The 25,653-nt window shown below is 66.3% G+C and carries 23 protein-coding genes and 1 riboswitch; of the genes, 19 read left to right on the plus strand and 4 right to left on the minus strand.

The window, feature by feature from the left end; genetic code table 11:
- On the minus strand, positions 1-139 hold a 139-nt coding region (locus BJF89_RS04020), incomplete at its 3' end, for an MscL family protein (RefSeq protein WP_139311869.1).
- A gap of 48 nt (positions 140-187) precedes the next feature.
- Complete coding sequence (locus BJF89_RS04025; protein WP_075812461.1) at positions 188-880, minus strand: 5-formyltetrahydrofolate cyclo-ligase; 693 nt, start codon at positions 878-880, stop codon at positions 188-190.
- A gap of 125 nt (positions 881-1,005) precedes the next feature.
- On the opposite strand from BJF89_RS04025, the gene BJF89_RS04030 reads away from it, so the two are divergent.
- From BJF89_RS04030 to BJF89_RS04055, 6 genes are all read left to right on the plus strand, one after another.
- A complete protein-coding gene (locus tag BJF89_RS04030; RefSeq protein ID WP_083650477.1) occupies positions 1,006-1,962 on the plus strand; it encodes a UTP--glucose-1-phosphate uridylyltransferase in 957 nt (318 codons plus the stop codon).
- 168 nt (positions 1,963-2,130) lie between these two features.
- Positions 2,131-3,381 (plus strand): gephyrin-like molybdotransferase Glp, encoded by a 1,251-nt coding sequence (gene glp, locus BJF89_RS04035; RefSeq protein WP_075812463.1) that lies wholly within the window; start codon positions 2,131-2,133, stop codon positions 3,379-3,381.
- 13 nt (positions 3,382-3,394) lie between these two features.
- Positions 3,395-4,000 carry a GNAT family N-acetyltransferase gene (locus BJF89_RS04040; protein WP_075812526.1) on the plus strand — a complete coding sequence of 202 codons (606 nt, stop codon included), beginning with the start codon at positions 3,395-3,397 and terminating at the stop codon, positions 3,998-4,000.
- A gap of 159 nt (positions 4,001-4,159) precedes the next feature.
- On the plus strand, positions 4,160-5,332 hold the full coding sequence (gene glpR / locus BJF89_RS04045) for a gephyrin-like molybdotransferase receptor GlpR (protein WP_075812465.1): 1,173 nt from the start codon (positions 4,160-4,162) through the stop codon (positions 5,330-5,332).
- 43 nt (positions 5,333-5,375) lie between these two features.
- A complete protein-coding gene (locus tag BJF89_RS04050; protein ID WP_075812467.1) occupies positions 5,376-5,786 on the plus strand; it encodes a DoxX family protein in 411 nt (136 codons plus the stop codon).
- Between the two features lie 5 nt (positions 5,787-5,791).
- Positions 5,792-6,628: a zf-HC2 domain-containing protein gene (locus BJF89_RS04055; protein ID WP_255372481.1), complete on the plus strand. Its 837-nt coding sequence runs from the start codon at positions 5,792-5,794 to the stop codon at positions 6,626-6,628.
- 10 nt (positions 6,629-6,638) lie between these two features.
- On the opposite strand, the gene BJF89_RS04060 is transcribed toward BJF89_RS04055, so the two are convergent.
- On the minus strand, positions 6,639-8,228 hold the full coding sequence (locus BJF89_RS04060) for a dolichyl-phosphate-mannose--protein mannosyltransferase (RefSeq protein ID WP_075812469.1): 1,590 nt from the start codon (positions 8,226-8,228) through the stop codon (positions 6,639-6,641).
- Between the two features lie 72 nt (positions 8,229-8,300).
- Between BJF89_RS04060 and rsmI the strand changes: the two genes are divergently transcribed.
- The 12 genes from rsmI (at position 8,301) to BJF89_RS04120 (ending at position 22,331) form a co-directional block, all read left to right on the plus strand.
- Positions 8,301-9,218, plus strand: a complete 918-nt coding sequence (rsmI, locus tag BJF89_RS04065) for a 16S rRNA (cytidine(1402)-2'-O)-methyltransferase (protein ID WP_075812530.1) — start codon at positions 8,301-8,303, stop codon at positions 9,216-9,218.
- 74 nt (positions 9,219-9,292) lie between these two features.
- Positions 9,293-9,487 carry a hypothetical protein gene (locus BJF89_RS04070; protein WP_075812471.1) on the plus strand — a complete coding sequence of 65 codons (195 nt, stop codon included), beginning with the start codon at positions 9,293-9,295 and terminating at the stop codon, positions 9,485-9,487.
- Positions 9,466-11,073, plus strand: a complete 1,608-nt coding sequence (locus tag BJF89_RS04075) for a BCCT family transporter (RefSeq protein ID WP_075812473.1) — start codon at positions 9,466-9,468, stop codon at positions 11,071-11,073. Before BJF89_RS04070 ends, BJF89_RS04075 begins: the two co-directional genes overlap by 22 nt.
- 86 nt (positions 11,074-11,159) lie before the next feature.
- Positions 11,160-12,989: a methionine--tRNA ligase gene (gene metG, locus BJF89_RS04080; protein ID WP_075812475.1), complete on the plus strand. Its 1,830-nt coding sequence runs from the start codon at positions 11,160-11,162 to the stop codon at positions 12,987-12,989.
- A 152-nt stretch (positions 12,990-13,141) separates the two neighbouring features.
- On the plus strand, positions 13,142-13,339 hold the full coding sequence (locus BJF89_RS04085) for a hypothetical protein (protein ID WP_139311870.1): 198 nt from the start codon (positions 13,142-13,144) through the stop codon (positions 13,337-13,339).
- Positions 13,340-13,408: 69 nt separating this feature from the next.
- A riboswitch (TPP riboswitch) is annotated at positions 13,409-13,504 on the plus strand.
- Entirely contained in the window at positions 13,492-14,175 is a 684-nt protein-coding gene (locus BJF89_RS04090) for a TenA family protein (protein ID WP_075812479.1), read from the plus strand. (Overlaps the previous riboswitch by 13 nt.)
- Before the next feature lie 38 nt (positions 14,176-14,213).
- The gene (locus BJF89_RS04095; RefSeq protein WP_075812481.1) at positions 14,214-15,056 is read left to right on the plus strand and encodes a TatD family hydrolase; all 843 of its coding nucleotides are present in this window, start codon (positions 14,214-14,216) and stop codon (positions 15,054-15,056) included.
- Between the two features lie 206 nt (positions 15,057-15,262).
- Complete coding sequence (locus BJF89_RS04100; RefSeq protein ID WP_075812483.1) at positions 15,263-16,414, plus strand: resuscitation-promoting factor; 1,152 nt, start codon at positions 15,263-15,265, stop codon at positions 16,412-16,414.
- A gap of 78 nt (positions 16,415-16,492) precedes the next feature.
- Positions 16,493-17,416, plus strand: coding sequence for a 16S rRNA (adenine(1518)-N(6)/adenine(1519)-N(6))-dimethyltransferase RsmA (gene rsmA, locus BJF89_RS04105; protein ID WP_075812485.1), 924 nt, complete (start codon positions 16,493-16,495; stop codon positions 17,414-17,416).
- On the plus strand, positions 17,413-18,498 hold the full coding sequence (locus BJF89_RS04110; protein ID WP_255372482.1) for a 4-(cytidine 5'-diphospho)-2-C-methyl-D-erythritol kinase: 1,086 nt from the start codon (positions 17,413-17,415) through the stop codon (positions 18,496-18,498). Before rsmA ends, BJF89_RS04110 begins: the two co-directional genes overlap by 4 nt.
- A 68-nt stretch (positions 18,499-18,566) precedes the next feature.
- Entirely contained in the window at positions 18,567-20,417 is a 1,851-nt protein-coding gene (locus BJF89_RS04115) for an ABC-F family ATP-binding cassette domain-containing protein (protein WP_075812487.1), read from the plus strand.
- A 90-nt stretch (positions 20,418-20,507) separates the two neighbouring features.
- A complete protein-coding gene (locus BJF89_RS04120) occupies positions 20,508-22,331 on the plus strand; it encodes an alpha/beta-hydrolase family protein (protein WP_255372483.1) in 1,824 nt (607 codons plus the stop codon).
- A gap of 1,596 nt (positions 22,332-23,927) precedes the next feature.
- Here the strand turns inward: BJF89_RS04120 and BJF89_RS04125 are convergent.
- A complete protein-coding gene (locus BJF89_RS04125; protein ID WP_075812489.1) occupies positions 23,928-25,016 on the minus strand; it encodes a type I restriction enzyme HsdR N-terminal domain-containing protein in 1,089 nt (362 codons plus the stop codon).
- A gap of 306 nt (positions 25,017-25,322) precedes the next feature.
- Here BJF89_RS04125 and BJF89_RS04130 point away from each other — a divergent pair, with 306 nt between their 5' ends.
- On the plus strand, positions 25,323-25,646 hold the full coding sequence (locus BJF89_RS04130; protein WP_075812491.1) for a putative quinol monooxygenase: 324 nt from the start codon (positions 25,323-25,325) through the stop codon (positions 25,644-25,646).
- Positions 25,647-25,653 lie beyond the last annotated feature (7 nt).

Here is a 25,653-nt window from a genome sequence, read left to right on the forward strand (position 1 = left end):
CGAAGCAGTTGATCAGGGGCTGGATCAGGGAGTCGGAGATGGCGGTGACGATGGCGGTGAACGCGGCGCCGATGATGACGGCGATGGCCAGTTCCATCACGTTTCCGCGGGTGATGAAGTCTTTGAAACCCTTGAGCATGATGCACTCCTTGTGCTGGTAGAACCGAGAGGGAGGGGTAGGGTCCGGCTACCGGGGGGCCCGGTCTCCGGTGGACGTCGGGAAGATGCCCGAGTCGGTCACGACGATCTGGACGGAGGCGTCGTGACCTGTCCTGGGGACGTCGACCCCGAACTCACCGTGGTCGACGACTGCCACAAGTGTGCCAGGTTCCCCGCGTCCGGTCAGGATACTGAAGGTCCGGTCGTAGTAGCCGCCTCCCTGTCCGAGGCGGGTGCCGTCCCTGTCGACGGCGAGAGCGGGGATCACCAGGGTGCTGACACGCCCGGACAAGTCCACGGTGGATATCGGTGACGGGAACTCCGGTGTTTCTGACGGTTCCGCGATGCCGAAGGTGCCGCGGCGGGTCGACTGTGCACCCCGGTAGGGGAGCCACGACAGCGGGCGGGCCGGGCCGGGGACAACCGGGAGCCAGACCTCGAATCCGGCGTCGCGGAGTGTGTCAGGGAGCCCTGCACCACCGGGCTCCCCAGGGAGCCCTGCGAATGCGGCGACCGTGCGGTCTGCGCCACCGTCCAGCAGGGCACGCAGGTGGTCGGCGATGGCGGCGTCCCGGCGGGACCGTTCGCCCGGCGGCACGGCAAGCCGCCCAGCCCGGATGTGCTGCCGGAGTTCCTGCTTCGCCGCCTGGACGGCTCCGACGGCCCCGACGGCCCCGACGGCCCCGACGGCCCCGACGGCGTGATCTGTTTCATGGCACATATCCGCCGATCATAGAGGCACCGGGGGTAGCGTCGGTCCGGTTCTGGCTCCCCGGCTGTCCGTTTTCCGGGTGTCGGTGTGTTCTCACCGGGCCACGAGGGGGTGATCCCTGTAGGATTCGTACCATGGCAACTACCAACTCACCTGTTCCCTCCGGCTCTCCAGACGGCGTCACCGACGGCGTTTCCACCGGTGGGATCCGAACTGTCGTGGTTCCTGCCGCCGGTCTGGGCACCCGTTTCCTCCCGGCGACCAAGACAGTCCCCAAAGAGCTCCTGCCCGTCGTGGACACCCCCGGTATCGAGCTCATCGCGAAAGAAGCTTCCCAGGCCGGCGCCTCCCGCCTTGCGGTGGTCACCTCACCCCGCAAGCAGGGAATCATGGCCTTCTTCGACCGCGATGAACTCCTGGAGGACACCCTCGAGTCGCGCGGCAAGACCGAACAACTCAACAAGGTCCGGGCGGTCAACGAGATGATCACGGCGGTGTCGGTGAACCAGGACCGTCCCCTCGGGCTCGGCCACGCCATCGGCTGTGCCGAGGACGCCCTGGACGAGGACGAGGACGCTTTCGCCGTCCTGCTCCCGGACGATCTCGTCCTGCCTTTCGGCGTGATGAACGAGATGATCGAGGTCCGCAAGCGCTACGGCGGCACGGTCCTGTGCGGTTTCGAGGTTCCGGAGGAGGAGGTGTCGAACTACGGCGTCTTCGAGATCGCCGAGGCTGACGGTGCTGACGGTGCTGACGACCAGGTCAGGCGGGTGACCGGTATGGTCGAGAAGCCCGATGCCGCCGACGCCCCCTCGAATATCGTGGCCACCGGGCGTTACCTCCTCGACCGTTCGATCTTCGACGCGCTACGGCGGACTGAGCCGGGCAAGGGTGGGGAAATCCAGGTCACCGACGCCATCGCCAAGCTCATCGACGAGGGGCACCCGGTGCATGTCTACGTCCACCGCGGGAACCGTCATGATCTGGGCAACCCGGGTGGTTTCATCCGCGCCTGCGTGGACTTCGCCCTCGACGACCCTTCCTACGGTCCCTCGCTGGAACGGTGGTTGGCGCGGCGACTGGAGAAGTGAGAACGTACCGACGGTCCTGCCGGTACTGACACGAACTGGAGGTGGTGCCCGACATGGGCGCCACCTTCTGCGGTTTCCGTACCGGGAGGCGGTAGAGTCTGCAGAGTCTGTACTCGTACAACCTGCACATCATCCTGAAACTTCCCGAGAACCCGTGAGGACGGCCACGTGAGAACTGTTGAGGAGCAGCTGGCCACGGTCAGCGCCGCGGCAGTAACACCGGAACCGGTGCGCACCGCGATTTCAGAGGCACTCGGGTTGCGGTGTGCCGAACAGGTGGAGTCGGAGGCGTCGGTCCCCGGTTTCGACCAGGCGGCGGTGGACGGTTACGCCGTGCGTTCCGTCGACGTCCGTCATGCCGGCAGCGTTGACCCGGACGTCCCCTCCGCGAAGCTCCCCGTCGTCGGCGACGTCGGGGCGGGGTCGCACCGTCCGGTGCGACTGCAGCCGAGGCAGGCGGTGCGGGTTCAGGCCGGGGCGCCGGTCCCCACCCTCGCGGACGCTGTCGTCCCTCTCGACTGGGCCGAGGACGACGGGCGTCGTACCGAGGCCTTACGTCCCGTCGCGGCCGGGCAGTTCATCCACCGTGCCGGGTCCGACGTGCAACCCGGCGATGTCGTCGTCGAACAGGGCTCGGTGATCGGGGCGGCCCAGGTCGGGTTGCTGGCGGCGGTCGGCCGCTCCAAGGTCCTGGTGTATCCCCGACCGAGGATGGCCGTCCTGTCGTTCGGCCCCGAGCTTGTCGACATCGACCGTGATCCCGGACTCGGACAGGTCCATGACGTGAACTCCTATGCACTGGCTGCCGCCGGACGCGAGGCGGGTGCGGACGTCAACCGGCTCGGCATCGTCGGGGGCGAGGACCGGCGGCTCCGTGACATTATCGAGGGGCAGCTCATCCGTTCGGAGATCCTGGTGATCGCCGGGGGAGTCGGGGGCTCCTCGAGTGACCGCCTCCGCGAGATCCTTGCCGAGCTCGGTGACCTGGACGTCTCCCGCGTGGCGATGCACCCCGGTTCTGTGCAGGGCTTCGGCATTCTCGGGGCGGACCGGGTGCCCACGTTCCTGCTTCCCTCCAACCCGAGTGCGGCTCTTGTCGCGTTCGAGGTCATGGTGCGTCCGCTGGTGCAGATCCTCCGCGGTCAGCGCCAGTCCATGCGTCGGATGGTCAAGGCCAGGACCATCGCCGGGCTGGAATCGGCGCCGCATCGTCGTGGCTTTATCCGGGCACAGCTCATGCGTGACCGCGAGACCGGTGAGTTCCTCGTGGATCCGCTCGGCGCGGTCGCAGGCGGCGAACCCACCCATCTGCTGGGCAGCCACGGCCAGTCGAACGGCCTGATCGTCGTTCCCGGTGACAGGACCCGCATCGAGCCCGGCGAGGTCGTCGACGTGATGTTCCTGACGAACCGGGTGTGAACCACCCGTGCTACTGACGAACCGCCACCCCGGGTGGCCGGCGAAGACACCCACGATCGTGACTGGCGCGGGACGGGTCCGGTTGCGTCCTCTGTCCCGACGTGACGGCCGGCGCTGGTCCGAACTTCGGAATGCGGACGAGCATCTGCTGCGTCCTGTGGAACCGACGGTGCCCGGGCAGTGGTGGGAGGCCCACACGAAGGCGATGTGGCGGCGTAACTACTCCGGGCTCACGGCTCTGGCGGCCCAGGGGGTTCTGCTTCCGTTCGCCATCGAGGTCGACGGCGGGTTCGCCGGTCAACTGACCCTGGGAAATGTCCAGCATGGTGTGGTGTGCAGCTGCTGGATCGGTTACTGGGTGTATTCCGGGGTCAGCGGGAGGGGAGTGGCCAGCAGCGCCGTGGAACTCGGTGTGGATCATGCGATGACCCAGGTCGGGATGCACCGGGTGGAGGCGACGGTGCTGGAGTCCAATGTGGCGTCGCGTCGGGTGCTGGAGAAGGTCGGCTTCCGTGAGGAAGGCCTGCTGCAACGCAATCTGCACATCAACGGGCAGTGGCGTGATCACGTCCTCGTGGGTCTGACGGTCGAGGAACGTCCTTCAGGGCTGGCACGGTAGCAGCCGGTCGACGGCAGCCTGCGACACGGCACGGCGCGCCTGCGGCGTCCTCACCGACTCGCCACGTATCGTCGGTGGCATTGTTCCATCGTGATGCGTTCTGAATGTCATGGTTGTCATGGTTGTCATGATTGTCGTCGGTGAAAGGAAAGGCCGCTAGTGTCCGGCTCCCTCAGCTCTCTGATCCTGATCGCGGTTGTCTGGCTTCTTCTCCTCGCGCCGTTGTTTCTCCGAAGCCAGTCGCCGGTCCGGCGGACGTCGAAGGCGTTGTCCGAGACCCGCGTCCTGCATGAAGGTGGCGCGGAGATCTCGCGCCCGCGGAAGCGGCCACTCCCGGCGGAGTCGTTGTACCACGCGGATGTCGATGACGACATCGAGCTGGTCGAGGCCGAGCCGGAGCAGGTGATCGTCGACGACACGGGGCGGAATGTGCCGGGCATCATCGAGGGTGAGGTGGTCGGCTACCGCCCCCTCGACGAGGAGGACACCGGCGAGTTCGCCCCGGTGGACCCGCTGGCGGATGACACGGAGGCTGTCGAGGACTCCGCCTTCGTCATCGACACGGAGGTCGGTGAGGAAGCTGACGACACAGAGGACACAGAGGACACAGACGAGGCCGAGACCGGCGACGAGCGGGTGGAGGTAGCCCCGGTGGCGGCAGTCGGTGAGGACCGTCGACGATTCTCCGACGTCCCGTCGGCGTACCTACGCGGTGGTGACATCGATGTCACGGTGGGGACTGACGAGCAGTACGAGGCCGATGCACAGGTCGGGGCCGAGAGCGAGTCGTCCGACGACTTCCTCGAGGACGAGTACGGCGACGGGGAACTGACCGCGGAGGAGCTCGACTACGCGGCAGCCCGCCGTGGTCGTGGTTTCTACGATCCGGAGGCGTCCCAGCGTCTGGTCGAACGGCGTCAGATGCGTCGTAAGCGGGTGCTGTCGGTGCTGGCGGCACTGTGCGTGGTGTCCGTCGTCGCTGCCGTGATCCTGGGCGGTGCTGTCTGGTCCGCGGTCGTTGTGATGGTCGCACTGTCGGGTGTGTACCTCTACTATCTGCGACGCCAGGTGGTCGAGGAGGCCCGGCTGCGTCGCCGGAGGATCGCCCGGATGCGGCGTGCCCGTCTCGGTGTGCGCAACACCGACGACCGTGAGCTCGGTGTCCCGGACCGTCTGCTGCGACCCGGTGCCGTGGTGTTGGAGAGCGATGACGCGGATCCGGAGTTTGCCGACCTCGCCTACGCTGACTACTCCGGTTACACCGACTACGCGGATGACGACGGATATGGCGGTTACGATGACCGCGCCGACACCCACATCCGGGCGGTGTAGTGCCGCTCACCGCGTCTTCCGGGGGAGATAGAATGGGGGCATCATGAACAATCCTGCCTTTCGCGATGCCGCCCTGCTGATCCTGCGTGTCGCCCTGGGGGTCATCTTCATCGCCCACGGGTGGGACAAGGTGTTCCATGTCGGAGCGGAGGAGACCGCTCAGCAGTGGGCGTCGATGCACATCCCGCAGCCGACGCTGTCCGTGTGGGTCGTCGCCGTCGTCGAGATGCTCGGCGGCGCCCTCCTGGTCCTGGGGTTCCTCACACCGGCTGCGGCCGGTGTGCTGGCGCTCGACATGGTCGCGGCCTTCTACTTCGTCCATCTGGGCAGCGGGCTCTTCGTGGCCGAAGGAGGCGGCGAGCTGGTCATCGTCCTGTTCGCCGCGTGCCTCGTTCTCGTCGTCTTCGGCGCCGGACGTGCGAGCCTCGACAAAGCACTCTCCCGGTTCGGGTGATCCCGGTGGAGGACGACTCACGTTCCGACATGCACGCGGTGGTCCGTTCCGCCCTGTCGGCCCGGTTGGACGGTGAGACTGCGCCGTCGGACGTCGACGACGACATGATCGACGCCCATCTTTCCGCCTGCGAGGACTGCCGCGAGTGGTTCGCGGCAGCGAGTGACCTGAACCGGCGACTGCGGATGTCGGTGGCTCCGTCCGACGGCGTCGCTCCCGGCGGGCCCGCCGGCGATGCCCGCGCGTTGGCTGAGTCGATGCTGCGCGTCGCCGACGAGACCCCCCGCCTGTCACACCGTCTCCGGAACCGGTCGCTGCCGCTGGTGCTCAGCAGGGTGGCGCTCGTGGCCGTGGCCGTGTGCTACATCGTCTGGTCGCTGCTGCTGCTCACCGGGGCCGCCGGAGGTGGTGCGGAGTCGGTGGACGGCACCGGGCCGGGTGGAGCGGTCGGCAACGCCGGTGACCCCGACGTGGCGTCGCTCTCCGTCGACGCTGCGGCTGTCCGGCTGGCTTTGGCGGCCGGGCTGTTGTGGGGCGCGGCCCGTCCGCGTTCAGCTCCGGGCCTGTTTCCTGTGTTCCTGGCGCTGTGGGGGTTCGGCGCCGGTTTCGCGACGCGCGACATCGTCCTGGGCGTGCTGGGTGGCGGCACGGACCTGACGCTCATCGCAGGTCTGCTGCTGCACCTCGCCGCGTGCGCGGCACTGGTGAGCGTGTGGTTGTCGCGGAACCACGCGGTCGCCCCGCTCCGGCAGTCGCTGAGGGGGCTGTCGGCCCGCCCGGTGAGCTACAGCCCGGACGATGTGCGGAGTAATTCGTCCTGGCGACCGGGGGATGACCGGTAACTGCGACCGGTCAGGTCCAGCCCGGCAACCACATCCGCCACTGCCACTGCTCGTCGGTGAGCGGCATCCCGGTGAAGATCGGGAGGAAGAACAGGAACATCCACACGACCAGGACCAGGTAGGCGACCACGAGCAGCATGCCGGTCTTGCCGAGGACGAGTCCGCGCGCGTCGGTGGCCACAGAGCGCCTGCCTCCCGCCCCGGGGGCCGGTTCGTCCGGGCGCAACGTCCACCCGGAGACCTGCCCCAGGACGAGGGCGAGACCCAGGATGAGGAAGGGCGCGAGGTTCGTGGCGTAGAACAGGTACATCTGGCGGTCGACGTTCAGCAGCCACGGCAGGAAGCCCGCCGCGTAACCGACCAACGGGACGAGCCACCTCACGTCGCGGCGGGCGATGATCCGCCACAGGCCCCACAGGAGCACCGGGACGGACAACCACCAGATCGCCGGCGTGCCGATCAACAGCACGACCTCACGGTGCCCGGAGTCATCGCCGGACGAGTGGTAGAGCAGTGCGCGGGTGGAGGCCAGCCAGTCCCACGGCTTGGACTCCCACGGGTGGTGGTGGCCGTTGGAGTTGGTCAGTTCACTGTGGAAGCCCAGGACGGAGACGTGGTAGTAGATGAAACTCAGCCAGCTGTCGGGCAGGAAGTCGAGACCCCATGAGCTGATCCGGTCGCTGCCTGCAGCGGCTTCGTGCCGGAAGACGCCGGTTTCGGAGGCGAACCAGGACCGCCAGGACAACAGGTAGACCACCAGGGGGACGAGGACCAGGGAGGCGAACGCGGGGATGCAGTCCCGCACCAGCGTTCCGGAGAACGGGCGGGTGACGCCGAAACGGTGACGCCGCCACCAGTCGACGGCGACGACGGCTACCCCGAAGAACGCCATGTAGTACAGACCGGACCATTTGACCGCGAGTGCGCAGCCCAGTGCGACTCCGGCGCCGAAGCGCCACCAGCGGTACCCCACCCGGGGGCCGAGTGTGTTGTCGGTGATCCTGCCCTCGGCGGAGACCCGGTGGAACAGGCGCTCCATCTGCCCGTGGTCGCGCAGCAGGAGGTAGACCGCGAGAACGACGAAGAAGACCTGGAAGTGGTCGAGCATCGCCGAACGGCCGGTGACGAAGAGGATGCCGTCACACAACGCCAGGATGCCGGCGGTGAGCCCGACCCAGTCGGAGCCGGTCAGGCGGCGGGCGGTCGCCGCGATGAGCAGGATCACCCCTACGGCGAGGAGCGCGACGACGATACGCCATCCCCACGGGTTGTTCCCGAAGACGGCCATGCCGAGGGCCTCGAGGTGTTTGGCCAGCGGAGGGTGGACGACAAGCCCGTAGGCGGGGTTGTCCTCGATGCCTCCGATGAGCAGGTCGCCGCCACCTTCCGTGCCACGCAGCACCTGCCATGACTGCGGGACGTAGTGTTTCTCGTCGAAAACCGGGGTGCCGTCGTCGGTGGGGTGCCCCAGCCAGAGGAGCCGGCTGACCAGGCCCAGGACCCCCAGTGCCGCCAGGATCGACCACCATCGGCGTGGCCGTTCCTGCCGCCCGGGTGCAGGACCGGGCGCTGTGCCTGTCGTGGCTGGAGTCTCCGTCACAGTGGCTTATCCTATACGTCTCCGGTGGGGTCGAGGGGTCCCGAGTCCCCCGGCGGGTAGAGTCTGGTGACCATGCAGGACAACACCCCGGAGCGTCCCGAATCCGATACGGTCACACGCGCGCTGGAGCGCGCGCGAGCCGACCGTCCTCTCCCCGGGGGTGGAGTGATTCTCGCGGCGACGCCGCTGGGTGATCCGCTGGATGCTTCGATCCGCCTCATCGACGCCCTGGGCAGTGCGGATGTCGTGGCAGCCGAGGACACACGCCGGACGCGTGCGCTGGCGGATGCGCTCGGGGTCGAGATCACCGGGAAGATCGTCTCCAATTTCGACCACAATGAGTCCGATCGTGCCGCGGGCCTGGTGGCACGGGCAGCGGCGGGGGCGCGGGTGCTGGTGGTGACGGATGCGGGGATGCCCGCCGTCTCCGACCCCGGCTTCCCCCTTGTCCAGGCGGCACAGCATGCGGGGGTACCGGTGACGTGCCTGCCGGGCCCGTCGGCGGTTCCCACAGCTCTGGCACTCTCCGGGGTCGGGGTGGGCCACTTCGCCTTCGACGGCTTCGCCCCGCGGAAGGACGGGGCGCGGCGTCAGTGGTTGGAATCGGTCCGTGACTCGACCCGTGCGGTGAGTTTCTTCGAGTCTCCGCACCGGCTCGCGGCAACTCTCTCCACCGCCGCCGAGGTCTGCGGGGCAGACCGTGAGGCGGCGGTGTGCCGGGAGCTGACCAAGAAATTCGAGGAGGTGGTCCGTGGACCACTGGGTGAGTTGGCGACGTGGGCGGCGAACGGCGTGCGTGGCGAGATCACCGTGGTGATCTCAGCGTCCTCGGGGCCGGAGGTACGGAGTCCTGAGGAGCTCGTCGGAGAGGTAGAGGAGAAAGTCGAGCAGGGGCTGAGGTTGAAGGACGCCACCCGTGAGGTTTCTGCTGTTCACGGTGTCTCCCGCCGGGAGCTCTACGAGGCGGTCCTCGCTGCCCGGCAGGGCTGACCGGTAGGGTTTCCGGTGTTCAGGTGGAAGGGGGGCTCGGCTCCGTACGCGGGGAGTATGGCAGAGTAGTCTGCATGTCCGTTTCAGAAGAGAACCCGCAATCTGACGATATCGGCCCGCCGGGCACCGACGCCGCCGGTGCTCCTTTCACGGATCCCGGCCTCAACCTGGAGAAGATCTCCCCGGTCGCGACCGAGGACATGCTGCCGCCGCCGGCCGAGGACGAGAACGCGAAGGTCGACAAGGCGTGGTGTTTTTCGCTGCGCTGATCGTCCTCGCCGTCGTCGCCTGGGGACTGATCTCCCCGGACAACTTCTCGACCTTCGCCGACAACGCCCTGGACTTTGTCGTGACTGACTTCGGTTGGGTCTACGTCATCGCGGGCTCGGTGTTCGTGTTCTTCATCCTGTGGGTGGCCTTGAGCAAGTTCGGCAACGTCCGGCTCGGACAGGACAATGAGCGACCCGAATTCAACGCGGCCAGCTGGATCGCCATGCTCTTCGCCGCCGGCATGGGCATCGGCCTGATGTTCTACGGTGTCGCAGAACCGATGAACTTCTACCGCAACGGTGTGCCCGGTGAGGCGTCGGAGAGTAACCCGGTCGCGTTCTCGACGACGTTGTTCCACTGGACGCTGCACCCGTGGGCGATTTACGCGATCGTCGGTCTCGCCATCGCCTACGGTACCTTCCGGCTGGGGCGTAAACAGCTGCTGAGCTCCGCTTTCATCCCCTTGATCGGCGTGCGTCGCGCCGAGGGGTGGCTGGGCAAGCTGATTGACGTCCTGTCGATCTTCGCCACGGTGTTCGGTACGGCGGCCTCCCTCGGCCTGGGCGCCCTGCAGATCGCGTCGGGGCTCAACGCCACCGATCTGGTCCACGACCCGGGTACCGGGTGGCTGCTGCTGATCATCGGTGTGCTGGGGGTCTGCTACCTCATCTCGGCATTCTCCGGTGTGAGCAAGGGAATCCAGTACCTGTCGAACTTCAACATGGTGCTCGCCGCCATTCTGGCGTTCTTCGTGTTGATCGTCGGCCCGACCGTCGTCATCGCGAACACTGTGCCGACCGCCTTCGGCAACTACCTCCAGGAGTTCTTCGGCATGGCTGCCCGTACGGCGGACTCCGCGCCGGGTATGGACGAGTGGCTCGCCAGCAACACCCTGTTCTACTGGGCGTGGTGGATCTCCTGGTCGCCCTTCGTGGGTACCTTCATCGCCCGGATCTCCCGTGGACGTACCGTCCGTGAGTTCATTCTCGTGGTGATGCTGGTCCCGACCGCGGTGTCCGTGGTCTGGTTCGCGATCTTCGGCGGTAGCGCGATTCACCAGGAGTCCGAAGGCTCGGAGATCTACGGCGACGGCACCGCTGAGAACATGTTGTTCAACCTTCTGCATGATCTGCCTCTGGGCACCATCTCATCCATGGTGGCGATGGTGCTGCTGGCGACGTTCTTCATCACCTCGGCGGACTCCGCCTCGACGGTGATGGGCACCATGAGCCAGAACGGCAAGCTCGTCGCCGACCGGAAGATCACGGTGCTGTGGGGACTGCTCACCGCCCTGATCGCCGTGGTGCTCCTGCTGTCGGGTGGCGACGACGCACTCAACAGCCTGCAGACGGTGACGATTATCGCAGCCAGCCCGTTCGTGATTCTCATTCTGTTCCTGTGCCTCGCCATTTACCGGGGGTTGTCGCAGGACCCGATGTTCCTCGACGAGAAGCAGAAGCGTGCCTTCGCGCTCCGTCTCGGCCGTGAGCGCCGACACCAGGAGACTGCGGAAGCCCGCGCGGCGCGGGAACGCCGCCGGGGCAAGCGTGGTGCCGCCGCCGACAAGGCGGACGCCAGGAAGTAGTACCGCCTGTCCATGAGACTGCTGCGCGCACCAGGGAACCAACCCCTGGTGCGCGCTTCGTCTGTGCGATGGCTTAGTCTGGTCGCATGTCGAAACACGTGCTCACCGCCGTTGCCTGGCCCTACGCAAACGGACCCCGTCACATCGGGCATGTCGCCGGATTCGGCGTCCCCTCGGATGTCTTCGCACGGTTCCAGCGAATGTCGGGGAACAAGGTGCTGATGGTCTCCGGGACCGACGAGCACGGTACACCGCTGCTCGTGCAGGCGGAGAAGGAGGGCGTCGGCGTCCAGGAACTCGCGGACCGGTACAACCGTGTCATCGTCGAGGACCTCGCCGGTCTCGGTCTGTCCTACGACCTGTTCACCCGGACCACGACACGGAACCACTACGCCGTGGTCCAGGAGCTCTTCCGTGGACTCAACGACAACGGTTACATGGTGCGTCAGACGACCACCGGCGCCATCAGCCCGTCGACAGGCCGTACCCTGCCGGACCGGTTCATCGAGGGCACCTGTCCGCTGTGCGGCGCCACCGACGCCCGCGGCGACCAGTGCGACAACTGCGGTAACCAGCTCGACCCCGCAGACCTGATCGACCCCCGCTCGAAGATCAACGGCGAGACCCCCGACTTCGTGGAGACCGAGCACTTCATGCTCGACCTCCCGGCGGTGGCGGATGCCCTGGAGTCCTGGTTGACGACCCGCGACGGGTGGCGCCCCAATGTGCTGAAGTTCTCGCTCAACCTGCTCAAGGACATGCGTCCGCGGGCGATGAGCCGCGACATTGACTGGGGTGTCCCGGTCCCGATCGAGGGATGGCAGGACAACAACGCCAAGAAGCTCTACGTCTGGTTCGACGCGGTCGTCGGCTACCTGTCCGCCTCGATCGAGTGGGCCTGGCGGTCCGGGAAGCCGGAGGCCTGGCGTGACTGGTGGTCTGATCCGGAGGCCCTGTCCTACTACTTCATGGGCAAGGACAACATCACCTTCCACTCCCAGATCTGGCCGGGGGAGCTGCTCGGCTACGCCGGGCGCGGCGACCACGGCGGCGAGGCAGGGGAGTTCGGTGAACTGAACCTCCCGACCGAGGTCGTCTCGTCGGAGTTCCTGACGATGTCCGGGTCGAAGTTCTCCTCGTCAAAGGGCGTGGTCATCTACGTCCGTGACTTCCTGCAGGAGTTCGGTTCGGACGCGCTGCGGTACTTCATCGCCGTCGCCGGACCGGAGAACATGGACACCGACTTCACCTGGGACGAGTTCGTGCGACGGATCAACACCGAACTCGCGAACGGCTGGGGCAACCTGGTCAACCGCACGGTGTCGATGGCGCACAAGAACTTCGGTGAGATCCCGGCCGCCGGTGAACTCACCACGGAGGACACCGACCTGCTTGAGGACGCCGCCGCCGCGTTCGACACCGTCGCGGAGTGCCTGGAGCATTCCCGGTTTAAGGCGGGGATCGCCGAGGCGATGCGTATCGTCGACCGTGGTAACCAGTACATCGCGGCCCAGGAACCGTGGAAGCTGGCGAAGGACGAGTCCCGGCGGGAGCGGCTCGCGACGGTCCTGCACACCGCGCTGCAGGTAGTGTCGGACGCCAACACACTGCTCACCCCGTACCTGCCGTTCTCCGCCCAGCAGGTCTTCGAGACCCTCGGCGGCACCGGCGTGTGGGCGGCGCAGCCGCAGGTCGTCGAGGTCACCGACGATTCGCCGCGGACGCCGGTCGGCGTCGGTCTGCCGGCTGAAGGTCGCAGCTACCCGGTCATCATGGGTGACTACGACGATCAGCAGGCGCACTGGGGCCGGACCACGCTGACGCCGGGAACCCCGCTGGCGAAACCGTCTCCGCTGTTCACGAAGCTGGACCCCGAACTGGCCGAGACCGGCCCGTCCTGGGCCGCGGTGGAGTAGAGCGTCCCAATAGGGCCCGGTGGTCGTGCCGGAGTGACGACGACCCGCACCACTGACCCACCACCGGCGAGACCTACACTGCCCTGGCGGCCCGCTACGCCTCGGCGGTCAACACCGCCGACGAGGTGCTGTGCATCCTCGCCCCACTGATCATGGCCGACACCGAGGCCCGGGAGGCTGCGGCGGTGTCCCTGACCCGCAGCGGGGCCCGGTTGACCCTGGACTGCGGTAGCCGGCACACCGCGGAGGCACTCTGGTCGGCGATCAGTGTCGCCGCTCTGGAGGCGCGCAGGGAGATCGTGCAGGACGACCGGGAGGGCCCGTCGTCACCGGTGAGAGACCCCGCCTGACGCCGCGCGCTGCAGGTGTGGTCCTCGTCGCCGCACGTTCTGCTAGCGTGGCGGCGCGCACCTGCGCGCTTCACCGACACGGGGTGCCCGGACCCGGGCTGAGATCCATACCCGTTGAACCTGATCGAGGTCACACTCGCGGAGGAATCGTCATGACCGACCACGCACGTTTCACCGACCGGCTCCAGCGGGAGCATGCCGACACCTGGGAAGCTGCGGTGAACCACCGCTTCGTCCGGGGCCTCTTCGCAGGAACACTGCCGGACGAGGAGATGGCGGCGTACCTCGTCCAGGACTACCGTTTCGTCGACGGGTTCATGGCGCTGGTCGGTGCCGCGATCGCCACCGCCGACAACTTCGCCTCCCGTCACCGCCTGGCGGAGTTCATCGGCGAGATCGCCGGGGACGAGAACACCTACTTCGTCGAGGCGATGGAGGATCTCGGTGCCGGGGAGCGCGACAGCATCCCCGACCGGGAATCCACCGCCGGGTTCAAGAGGATCTTCACCGAGGCGGCGGAGACCAGGAATTATGCGGCGATCGTCTCTGTCCTGGTGGTCTGCGAATGGCTGTACCTGGACTGGGCGACCCGCGATGCGAACCGTGCGGAGGCGCCGGTCGGTTTCGGCGGATACCCGGAGCGGTACGTCCATGCGGAATGGGTGCGCCTGCATGACTACCCGGCGTTCCACGAGCTTGTCGCCTTCCTCCGTGACGAGGTGGACCGGGCGGCGGGGTTGTCTCCGGAGAATGAGGCGTTGTCCCGCGAGTACTTCCGGCGGACCGTGGATCTCGAACTCGCGTTCTTCGACGAGTCGCTGCCGCTGCACTCCTGAGGGCGTTCCCCGGCCCGACGCCAGCTAGCCTGGGGACCATGTCACGGAAGAAACCACGTCCCACACCTGTGCCTCCCGAGCCGCTGGCGGAGGTCTTCGACGCACACACTCATCTGGCCTCCTGCGGGGCCACCGACGCAGAGTCCGTGCGGGCTGCCATGGACCGCGCTGCTGCAGCCGGTGTGAGCGGCGTGTGCACCGTAGGCGACGGAATCGACGAGGCGGAGCTGGCGCTGCAGGCGGCCCATGCCGATGATCGGATCGTCGCGGCGTGTGCCGTGCACCCGACCAAGGCGCATGAGCTCACTGACGACGTGAGGACGCGTCTGCGTGCGCTCGTCGCCGACGACCGGTGCGTCGCTGTCGGGGAGACGGGGTTGGACACCTACTGGATCAGGCACGATCCGGAGGGCACTGCGCCGCTGGACGTCCAGGAGGAGGCGTTGCGCTGGCACATGAGCCTGGCTGCGGAGATCGGCAAACCGCTGATGATCCACAACAGGGAGGCCGACGAGGACCTCATGCGGGTACTCGCCGACGCCCCGGACGGGCTGACCGTGATGCTCCACTGTTTCTCGTCACCGTTGGAGGTCGCCCTCGAGGCGGTGGACCGGGGCTACTACCTCAGCTTCTGCGGCAACGTCACCTTCAAGCGCAATGAAGAACTGCGGCAGGCTGCTGCCTGTGTACCGGGGGACCGGATCCTCGTGGAGACGGATGCGCCGTACATGACTCCGGAGCCGTTCCGTGGCGCCCGCAATGAGCCGACGTTCGTCGGATACACCGCCCGGCTCCTCGCGGAGGTCCGAGGCGTCGACCCGGACGAGTTCGGTGTCTCGGTGTCGCAGAACGCCCGCCGACTCTACGGCCTGCCTGTGTGACGCGTGGGGGTTCAGTCTTCTTCTGTCACCTGCTGTTATCGGTAGCGACGGGACCGGGTGTGATCATCGCGACAGAAACGGGGGCAGAATGCCGAATTTCTTGATCGTGACCCAATCGTTACCGTATCGTGATCAACGTTATGTCGGTTGTCCCGAACCGTCGTCCCTGACCGTCAGGAACGACGCCACCGGAGGTAGAAGAGCGCGTGTCCCCCAAGAAGAAGTCCACCCTGCATCGCATCAACAGCACCAGCTCGGTCCCGCTGCGCGCGGCGACCGGCGGCATGCTGGCGGTGCTGGTTGTCGGCGGCACCGTCGTCGCCACCAACCACAAGGACGTCACCTTGGACGTCAACGGCGAGATCATGCAGGCCAGTGCGATGTCGGGCGACATCCGCAGCCTGCTCGAGGACAATGACGTCCAGGTCGACGACCGCGACATGATCACCCCGGGGCTCGACGAGAAGGTGGAGAACGACGGCACCGTCACGGTGCGCTCGGCACGCCAGGTCGCTGTCACGGTCGACGGACAGCTCAAGGACGTCGACACCACGTCGCTGACCGTCGCCGACCTGCTGTCGGAGCTGGGCTACGAGGGCAACGACGCCTCCCTGTCCGAGGGCGTGGGGACGCAGATCCCCGTCGAGGGCATGGAACTGAACATCACCACCCCGCGTGACTTCACCCTCAACGACGGCAACCCCGGCGAAGAGCCCGCGCGTCTGTCGCTGGCCGCGGCCACCGTGGGTGAGGCACTGGAGCTGCGCGGCACCCCGCTGGGCAAGGACGACGTCGTCACTCCGCCCGCCGACACCCCGCTGACCCCCGGCACCCATATCGAGGTCCACCGCGTCAGCACCGACGAGACCACCGAGGAACGTCCGTTCGATCCGCCGGTGAAGGTCCAGGAGGACCCCGAGAAGCCTGAGGGCGAGGAGGAGGTCCTCGAGGAGGGGTCCGCCGGCCGCGAGAAGGTCACCTTCAAGATCACCAGGACCAACGGCGAAGAGACCGACCGTGAGGTCGTCGAGCGCACCGAGCTCGAGCCGGCCACGGAGCGTGTCGTGGTGCGCGGCACCAAGAAGGGCTCCAGCGCCGCAGCCGTCGCCGGGGGTTCGGTGTGGGATGAGCTGGTGCAGTGTGAGGCCACCGGCGACTGGTCGGCCAACACCGGCAACGGTTTCTCCGGTGGTCTGCAGTTCACCCCGTCCACCTGGGCGGCGTACGGCGGAACCGAGTACGCACCCGAGGCACACATGGCGTCCCGCGAGGAGCAGATCTCCGTGGCGGAGAAGGTCCAGGCCGCACAGGGCTGGGGCGCATGGCCCGCCTGCACCTCGAAGATGGGCCTGCGCTAGAGAGCCGGTCGGGGGCCACGGCGCTGTCGACACGCTCCGGTTCGGGGGACCGGGTGCGGGCGACTAGGCTGGTGAACCGTGGAACTAGAGAACAGCCCCGGTGTCCGTCTGCTCGGCCCCGGCGAGATCCGGGAGTTGGCGGCGGAGCTTGACGTCACCCCGACGAAGCGGCTCGGCCAGAACTTCGTCATCGACCCCAACACGGTCCGCCGGATCGTCTCTGCGGCGGAGGTCGGCCCCGATGACCACGTCATCGAGGTGGGCCCCGGCCTGGGGTCGTTGACTCTGGCGTTGTTGGAGTCCGTCGGCCATGTCACCGCGGTGGAGGTTGACCCACGGTTGGCCGGACGGCTGGAACGCACCGTCTCCGAGCACGCCCCGGACCGGGTCGCTGACCTCACCGTGGTCACCGCGGATGCCTTGTCGGTGGGTGGGGAGGACCTCGGCGGACAGTCGGCTCCTACGGCACTGGTGGCGAATCTGCCGTACAACATCTCGGTGCCGGTCCTGCTGCATCTTCTGGAGGTCTTCCCCAGTATCCGGCGGGTGTTGGTGATGGTGCAGCTGGAGGTCGCCGACCGGCTCGCCGCCGCCCCGGGCAACCGGGTCTACGGCGTGCCCAGCGTGAAGGCGGGCTTCCACGGCCGGGTGCGCAAGGCCGGCACCATCGGCAAGAACGTGTTCTGGCCCGCGCCCAAGATCGACTCGGGTCTCGTCCGGATCGACCGCTGGGTCGATGAGGACCGTCCGTGGCAGCAGACGATCGACGAGGTGGGGGAGGACGCCCTGCGCCGGGAGGTCTTCGCCGTCACTGACGCCGCCTTCCTGCAACGGCGGAAGACGTTGCGCGCCGCCCTGTCCGGGTACTTCGGGTCAGGCCCTGCGGCGGAGAAGATCCTGACCGATGCGGGGATCGACCCACGGGAGCGCGGTGAGAAGCTTGGTACCGCGGCGTTCGTGGACCTGGCGGTGGCGTCCCTGCAGGCAGGAGAGCAGCCGTGACCGCCGCAGACAGTGCAGAGTTCTCGCTGCAGGGGCAGTCTGTCATGGCCACGGCACAGGGGAAGGTGAACCTGCACCTCTCCGTCGGGGATGTCCGTGATGACGGCTACCACGACCTGGTGACGGTGTTCCAGGCCCTCGACCTCACCGAGACCGTGACGCTGACGGTGGCCGACATCCACGAGGGCGTGCCCACCGAGATGGCGGATCTCATCGGTTCCTTCACTGTCACCGGTAGGGACGCCGCCAAGGTCCCCACCGGTGATCGCATGGTCGACAACCTCGCTGTCCGCGGTGTGTTGTCCGTGCTGGAGCACTACCGGGACGACCTGGCGGGCGTGCCCTCGGCGACGTTCCCCGTCCTGGACATCGTGGTGGACAAGGGCGTACCGGTCGCCGGCGGCATGGCAGGTGGATCGGCGGACGCCGCGGCGGCGATGGTCGCCACCCGTGAGATCCTGCATGGCGCGGGCGCCGTGGACGCCGGTTTCGACCGGGCACCGCGTCCCGACGATGACACGTTGGCGGTCCTTGCCGCGGAGCTCGGGGCCGACGTCCCGTTCTGCCTGACCGGGGGCACCGCACTCGGTCAGGGCAGGGGTGACGTCCTGGTTCCGGTCCTGACCCGGGGCACCTACCACTGGGCACTGGCGATGGATCCGCGTGGACTGTCCACCGCCGATGTCTTCGGGCGCCTTGACGAACAGCGGGCCGCTGCCGCACGGGGTGAGCGCCCCGACCAGCGGGCCGGCGGTCCCGAAGACGCCCAACGTGCGATCCTCACCGGCGACGTCGACGTGCTCGCCGCACACCTCGACGGTGCGGTCGTCAACGACCTGCAGGCACCGGCCATCAGTCTCAGCCCGGATCTGCGCCGTACCCTGGCGGCGGGCAAGGACGCCGGCGCGCTGGCATGCCTGGTGTCCGGGTCCGGTCCGACCGTGGCGATGCTCTGCCGTGACCGTGACCACGCGGTGGACGTCGCGACGGCGTTGTCCTCCGAAGGGGTCGGTGGCCGTGCCGTCCCCACCACCACCGCGGCGTCCTGCCGCCACGGTGCGCGTATCGTGTCCCCAGCCTGACCCCGACAGCCTGACCCCGACAGCCTGACCCTGACCGACATCAACCGAGAGGATCCCCCGGAACCGCCATGGCAACACCGGTCAACCTGATCAACCTGGAGAACGTAGAGAAGTCCTACGGTCTCAAGACCCTGCTGGACAAGGTCAGCCTGGGGGTGCACTCCGGCGACCGTATCGGTGTCGTCGGCCTGAACGGTGGAGGCAAGTCCACTCTCCTGCGGATTCTCTCGGGCGCCGACACCGCGGACGCCGGACGGGTGTCGCGCAACAACGACCTGCGCATGGCGCGGGTCTCGCAGGACGTCGACCTGGTGGGCGACACCGTCGGAGAGTCGGTCCTGGAACCGTTGGGGCTGCAGACCTTCGAGTGGGCCTCGGATCCACGGGTCCGTGAGGTGCTCCACGGACTCGGGGTCGTCGACCTCGGCGAGGACGGCCTGGACACCCCGGTCGCGGGGCTGTCCGGTGGCGAGCGGCGTCGTGTCGGTCTCGCCGCTGCGCTGGTGCGCGACCTCGACCTGCTGATCCTGGACGAGCCCACGAACCACCTGGATGTCGAGGGTGTGCAGTGGCTGGCGTCCCACCTGCTGTCCCGTCGGTGCGCACTCATCGTGGTCACCCACGACCGGTGGTTCCTCGACACCGTCGCCAACCACACGTGGGAGGTGCACGACGGTGTCGTCGACGTCTACGAGGGCGGTTACAACGACTGGACGTTCGCGCGTGCCGAACGCGCCCGTCAGGCCGATGCCGCCGAGCAGCGCCGGGCCAACCTGGCGCGGAAGGAACTCGCGTGGCTGCGTCGAGGGGCACCGGCCCGGACCTCGAAGCCGCGGTACCGGATCGAGGCCGCTGAGGCGCTGATCAAGGACGTCCCGGCACCGCGCGACTCCGTGGAGCTGATGAGCTTCGCGACGCGCCGCCTGGGCAAGAAGGTCATCGAGCTCGAGGACGCGACCATCACCACCCCGGACGGCCGCCCCCTCGTCGAGGACCTGACCTGGCGGCTCAACCCCGGTGAGCGCATCGGTCTCGTCGGGGTGAACGGGTCGGGGAAGACCACGCTGCTGCGCACTCTCGCGGGCGAGTATCCGCTGGCCGGTGGTCGGCGGATCGAGGGCAGGACGGTGAAGATCGGATGGCTGCGTCAGGAACTCGACGACCTCGATCCCACCCGTCGTCTCCTCGATGCGGTCGAGGACGTCGCCACCCGGGTACAGATCGGGGACAAGGAGCTCACCGCGTCCCAAATGGCGGAGCGACTCGGCTTCTCCTCCAAACGCCAGCGCACCCCGGTGGGGGACCTCTCCGGCGGGGAGCGACGGCGTCTCCAGCTCACGCGGGTACTCATGGCGGAACCGAACGTCCTGCTGCTCGACGAGCCGACCAATGACCTGGACATCGACACCCTGCAGGAACTCGAGAGCCTGCTCGACGGGTGGGCAGGCACGCTGGTCGTCATTTCCCACGACCGTTATCTCGTGGAGCGTATCTGTGACTCCACCTGGGCGCTCTTCGGGGACGGGAACCTGACGAACCTTCCCGGCGGCATTGCGCAGTATCTCGAACGGCGTGCCGAGCAGGCCGCCGTCGAGAACAGGCACACCGGCAACATGGCGCTCGGTGATGCGCCGAGTCCGCAGCAGACTCCGCAGCAGTCCACCGGCCTGTCGGCGCAGGAGGACCGGGCACTGACCAAGGAACTCAACGCCCTGGAGCGGCGCATGTCCAAGGTTCAGGCAACGGTCGAGGACCTCAACCAGCGGCTCGCTGCGGCAGCGGCACCGGAGGACGGCAACGTCGACACCGCCCTGCTGGCTGACCTCGATGCGAAGCTCACCGCGGCGAAGGACGAACACGACGAACTCGAGATGAACTGGCTCGAGGTCGCGGAACGGCGGGAGACCGGCGGCGCCTGACCTTGCTAGACTCACTGGACGACATTGATATGAACTGATGTGAACTGATGTGAACTGACGTGAACTGACGGACGGACGGGAGCCGTAGCGGTGCAGGATGACTTCCCGGGCGTGATCGTCCGGCAGGACCACAGCAGGACCGGCACCGCCGCTCCGGAGGCTCCGGAGCACACCGGCTTCCTCCGACGGTTGATGGAGCCCAGCCCCTGGGGGCTCGTCGTCGGCGCACTGATGTTCGCGCTGTCACTGACTCCGTCGCTGCTCACCCGCGACTGGTTGTTCCAGGGGGTCGCCGCCGGCCTGTCGGCGGCGACCGGTCACCTGATCGGGGTCCTGCTGCAGTGGGTGTGGGTGTTGTGGATCCGCGACCTCGTGGAACCGTTGGCCACTCTGCTGACGCGTGGACGGTCACTTCCTGCCCGGTGGCGGCCACGACTGCGCATCGCCCTGATTGCCGTGATCGTCGTCGCGCTGCTGGTGTGGATCCTTTTCGCGGTGCGGTGGCAGCAGGAGATCGCCGACATCATGGGGGACGAGGCGTACTCCGCCGGGGAGTTCCTCAAGGTGCTTCCTGTCGGGCTGCTGCTCTGGGTGGGTATCTACCTGGTGGGCAAGGTGGTGGTGCGCGGGACGGTGCTGCTCGCCCGCGCCGTCCCGGGACAGCACACCCGGTACGGCCTGAAGCTGCTCGTGTCGTGGGCCGTCGTCGGTCTGGTGACCGTCTTCGTGGCGGACCAGGTGCTCCCCGGCACGATTCTGCGGGTCAGCGAGCGGATTTTCTCCGTGCGTGACCAGGAGATCCGTGAGGACCTGGTCCGCCCCCACGTCAGCGAGCGGAGCGGCGGCCCCGGTTCACTCAACGAGTGGGAGGACCTGGGCGCCTACGGCACACGGTTCACTGCGCTGGGGTTGTACAAGGACCAGCTCGAAGAGCTCACTGGCAGGGACTCGGAGGAGCCGATCCGGGTCTACTCGGGACTGAGCAACGGTGACACAGATCGCGAACGCGCGCTCAACGTCGTTGATGAGCTGGAGCGGACGAATGCCCAGGACCGCCAGGCGCTGATGATTGCCCCGACGACGGGAACAGGATGGGTGAACCCCACGGCAGCGCAGGCGTTTGAGCTGATGTTCGACGGTGACACCGCCATCGCCGCCGACCAGTATTCGTACCTGCCCAGTGCGATCCAGTTCATCACGGACCGGAACCGGGTGCGTGAGGCGGGCAAGGAGCTGATCTCCACGGTGGCTGAGTGGTGGAACAGGCTCCCGGAGGACAACCGTCCGAAGCTCTACGTGTACGGGGAGTCCCTGGGCACCACCGCCGGTGAGGGAGGGTTCTCCGGTATCCGCGACATCGCTTCAACGGTGGACGGTGTGCTGTGGCTCGGTCCACCGAACAGCAATGAGCTGTGGCGGGATTTCGTGTCGCGACGGGACCCGGGTACCCGTGAGGTTGACCCGGAGTACTCGGGTGGCATGATGGTGCGTTTCGCCGAGAACTCGGAACAGATCCAGAAGTGGATCGAGGACCCTGAGGACGGCGGGACTCCCTGGGGTGGCAGTCGTGTGCTCTACGTCCAGCACCCGTCGGATCCGGTGGTGTGGTGGTCGCCGAATCTGCTGTTCCGCGAACCTGACTGGTTGAAGGAGCCGCCGGGCTTCGACCGTTCGCCGACGATGCGGTGGATGCCGATCGTCACGTTCTGGCAGGTGACTCTGGACCTTCCGCGTGCGGGGAACGTCCCCAACGGGCACGGTCACAACTACGGCACCTCCGTGTTGGACGGCCTGGTTGCGGTGGCGGGGGAGGACCGGTTCTCGGTGGAGGACGTGGAGAAGCTGCGTGGGGAGTTGGACGTGGCCATGGAGAACCAGGGGCCGGAGAAGGAGGTCGGCGTCGACAACGGGTGATGCGCGGGTGTGGTCCCCGTCATGCGTAGGGTGGCCCAGAACATGTGAAGGGCCTAACATGGCCGGTGCGGGGAGTGGATGGCCCCGGCACCAGATACACATCGATCATGTATCACCTCTGGTTGAAGCGCCCTACGGTTCTCATACGGTGGACCGTGGGGTGCTTTGCTTTTTCTTCGCTGTTCATGGGGTGTGGCCTGTGAATATCTAACCCCGTCTCAGGGTGGGTAGTATCTGTTGCCTAACGGTCTGGGGGTCGGGATCGGTAGTGTGCATGGTGTGGCGCGGAGGTTGCGTGCCGCAGGTACTTGTATTCAGACTGAAAGGACGATCACCATGATCGAGACCATCCAGGACATCATCGACACCGTTTCCACCGCTCTCGTGGACGTCTTCAACGCCATCGTTTCCTCCGTCAACGAGTAAACGATGCTCGCTGCGTGAGCGGCGATGCCGGCCCCCGCACCTCAGTGCGGGGGCTTTTTATGTGACTACCCCCGGGGGTAAATACGTTCGTTATGGTAACTACCCGTCTCTGTCGTTGTAACGTACGTCTCGTGACAGGAACACCCGTCGCACCCCATCGCGCTTCTCAAGGAGATCACCATGATCGAGACCATTCAGGACATCATCGACACCGTCTTTACCGCCATTGCCGTCGTTGCCGTCAACGTCGTCAGCTCCCTGCAGGGCGCCCGGTAGTTTTCAGACGCTCATCGCCCCCGTACTTCGGTGCGGGGGCTTTCTGCGGTCGACGGAGAACTATTGCGAACTATTGCCTGACGCTTCGCCGGCGCACAGTAGGGCTGAATTGCTTCGAAGGTCGGCCGATCGTACCCCCGGGGGTGTGGCGATTCGGAGGGACATTTTCAGGGGGATAATGTTCTAGGTGCAGGGGACCTGGATGGCCCCCGCGCAACGATACAACTCGATCATGTATCGCCTTTCTGGGTAGGCGCACATCACGATCCGCAACGGCGGAACGGATGTGCGTCTATTCGTGTTTATGCTCCTGACCTGCCGATATAAGTTGCTCTAACCCATATGGGGGTAGGTAATATCCTTGTGTAACGTTTCTTATCCCCCCACCGGTATGGTCCATCGTGCGGCTCAGAACACTGGGGCGCGAAACCAAACTTCTATCGAAGGGAAGATCATCATGATCGAGACCATTCAGCAGATCATCTCCACCGTTGCTACCGCTATCACCGACGTCTTCGGTGCCATCGTTTCCTCCATCAACGAGTAAATGATGCTCGCTGCATGAGCGGCGATGCCGGCCCCCGCACTTCGGTGCCGGGGGCTTTTTGCATTCAAGGAACGGATGGGCCTGTCAACGGCGGGGCTTCAGGGGTTGTTCGGTCCGGAGGGGGTGGTCGCGTGTGGGCGGGGATGAACAGCGGTCACGTGAGAACGATTTTCGGTAGTATCGGAGAAGCGCCTCCAGTCCCATGGGAGCGCTCTGTGGAACGTTCCTGGTGTCAGCCGACTCTTGCACCAGGAACGGTGCGGTGGCTCGCCCAGTGTGGCCTCCGGCACCGGGTCCCCATCGCCGGCGTGACGATGGGGACTCTTGCTGTACGGCGACCGCCGATTTTATCCGGCTACTAGCGACCTGACGCGAGAGCGCAGGTGGTCGGCGTGACTGTAGATACCCTCGATGGAGTCTAGGTCATGCGGAGTTTCGTTCTTGTTCTCATCGAACAGGACGATTCGGGGGATTTTGCGGTCGAACAAGAGGCGTGCGATCGGTTTGCGGTTGTTGTCCTGAAACAAGATCGCACAGTAGGTCTTGGCGTCTCGCATGGTGATGTCGGTGGCGGGTACGTCGGAACAGCAGATTGCGCGGATGATGCTGTGGGCCTGCCGTTCTTCTTCGGTGGTCACCACGCCGTCTTCCGAGACCGGCACGTCAGGGGCCTTCTCTTCGACGCTATCGGCGGCGGTTGCGACGGCTGTGGTGGGGTCCTCAAGGTCCTGGGCGGAGCGGAGACGACGGTTCGTTTCGTCCCGCAGGTACTGGCTGGCAGCAGTCGCAGCGAGACGGGTGAACAGATCCAGGTTTGCCGCGGTCATTCGGCGGGAGGTGACTCGGGCGGCCAGCAGCTTGACCCATTCCGTGGATGGTTCCTTGAGCTCCGCTGCGATGCCCTTCCTCAGTTCAGAGACGTATTTCAGCTCTTCTGCGCTGGCGGCGATCGTCTCGGAGTCGAACTGGGTTTTCGTGCACATCTCGAGGTGCGGGAAGATTCGGGCGTCAACGGACGAGAGGTCAAGGGTCATGAACGGTTTCTCGTCCATGCGGTTGACGGCGTCGAGCTGAGCATAGAACTGGTAGACCTCGCCGTTCGTGAGAATCGCGAACTCGGTGTCCGTGACGTTGAAATACCGGACGAGCTGGGTAGCGTGATTGAGGTCGAGGGGTTCCCCGATCTTCTTGCACTCGATGAGGAACCGGAAGTCGTCGCCGGACTTGATGGCGAAGTCGACTTTCTCACCCTTCTTCTTCCCGATGTCTGCGGTGTACTCGGGGATGACCTCACGGGGGTCCGTGACGTCATAACCGAGGACGTTGCTGATGAAAGGGATGATGAACGCTGTCTTGGTGGCTTCCTCGGTCTCGATGATGGGTTTGAGTTCGCGAACCTTGGTCGCGAGTGCGCTGATCGCCTGGTCGATGCTCATGGTTGACTCTCTTGTCGGGGAATGTGCGCTGGGAGGTGGAGAGTCCTTCCCTGAGCGTTTAGGGATGAAAGTGATAATACATCAGGCAAAAGCATTGAGGTCGGTGTTCTGATATTGGACCCGGTTTTTCGTGTTTCCACTGGAGCATCCTGAAACACCGGGTGCGGACCAACCTTTCCGCCGGGCATGCCCGTGAACCACCCGCCGGTACCCGTCCAGAGGGCGAAATGTTCGTCATACCTGCCGTGAGTGGTGTCGTCTGACCTGCTATGACACGAGGTCTGCGCCTCGCGTACCCTGGTGGCCATGATTTTGATCAATGTGCGGTTCCGTCCGCTTCCCGAGTACGTCGAGAACTTCCGCGAGGTTGTCGCGGACTTCACCGAGGCCACCCGGGCCGAGGACGGCAACCTGTGGTTTGACTGGTTCCGTGGCACCGACGACCCCTCCGAGTACTTCCTTGTCGAGGCATTCGAGGACGGCGCGGACGGCGCTCATGTCAACAGCGACCATTTCCAGGCCGCGTGCAAGCTGTTCCCGACGGTGTTGTCGGAGACCCCGCAGATCATAAACACCTCTATCCCGGGTAAAAGCGAGTGGGACCGGATGGCGGAGTTCTCCGTCGAATAGCAGGTAA

The organism is Corynebacterium sp. CNJ-954 (assembly GCF_001942345.1).
GTDB lineage: Bacteria > Actinomycetota > Actinomycetes > Mycobacteriales > Mycobacteriaceae > Corynebacterium.

Coding starts and splice junctions, on each gene's coding strand:
- BJF89_RS04130 (WP_075812491.1), top strand. CDS start 25,323: ATGATTTTGATCAATGTGCGGTTCCGTCCGCTTCCCGAGTACGTCGAG.
- BJF89_RS04090 (WP_075812479.1), top strand. CDS start 13,492: ATGACCGACCACGCACGTTTCACCGACCGGCTCCAGCGGGAGCATGCC.
- BJF89_RS04030 (WP_083650477.1), top strand. CDS start 1,006: ATGGCAACTACCAACTCACCTGTTCCCTCCGGCTCTCCAGACGGCGTC.
- BJF89_RS04025 (WP_075812461.1), bottom strand. CDS start 880: ATGTGCCATGAAACAGATCACGCCGTCGGGGCCGTCGGGGCCGTCGGG.
- metG (WP_075812475.1), top strand. CDS start 11,160: ATGTCGAAACACGTGCTCACCGCCGTTGCCTGGCCCTACGCAAACGGA.
- BJF89_RS04070 (WP_075812471.1), top strand. CDS start 9,293: ATGTCCGTTTCAGAAGAGAACCCGCAATCTGACGATATCGGCCCGCCG.
- BJF89_RS04050 (WP_075812467.1), top strand. CDS start 5,376: ATGAACAATCCTGCCTTTCGCGATGCCGCCCTGCTGATCCTGCGTGTC.
- rsmI (WP_075812530.1), top strand. CDS start 8,301: ATGCAGGACAACACCCCGGAGCGTCCCGAATCCGATACGGTCACACGC.
- BJF89_RS04095 (WP_075812481.1), top strand. CDS start 14,214: ATGTCACGGAAGAAACCACGTCCCACACCTGTGCCTCCCGAGCCGCTG.
- BJF89_RS04085 (WP_139311870.1), top strand. CDS start 13,142: ATGGCCGACACCGAGGCCCGGGAGGCTGCGGCGGTGTCCCTGACCCGC.
- BJF89_RS04125 (WP_075812489.1), bottom strand. CDS start 25,016: ATGAGCATCGACCAGGCGATCAGCGCACTCGCGACCAAGGTTCGCGAA.
- BJF89_RS04115 (WP_075812487.1), top strand. CDS start 18,567: ATGGCAACACCGGTCAACCTGATCAACCTGGAGAACGTAGAGAAGTCC.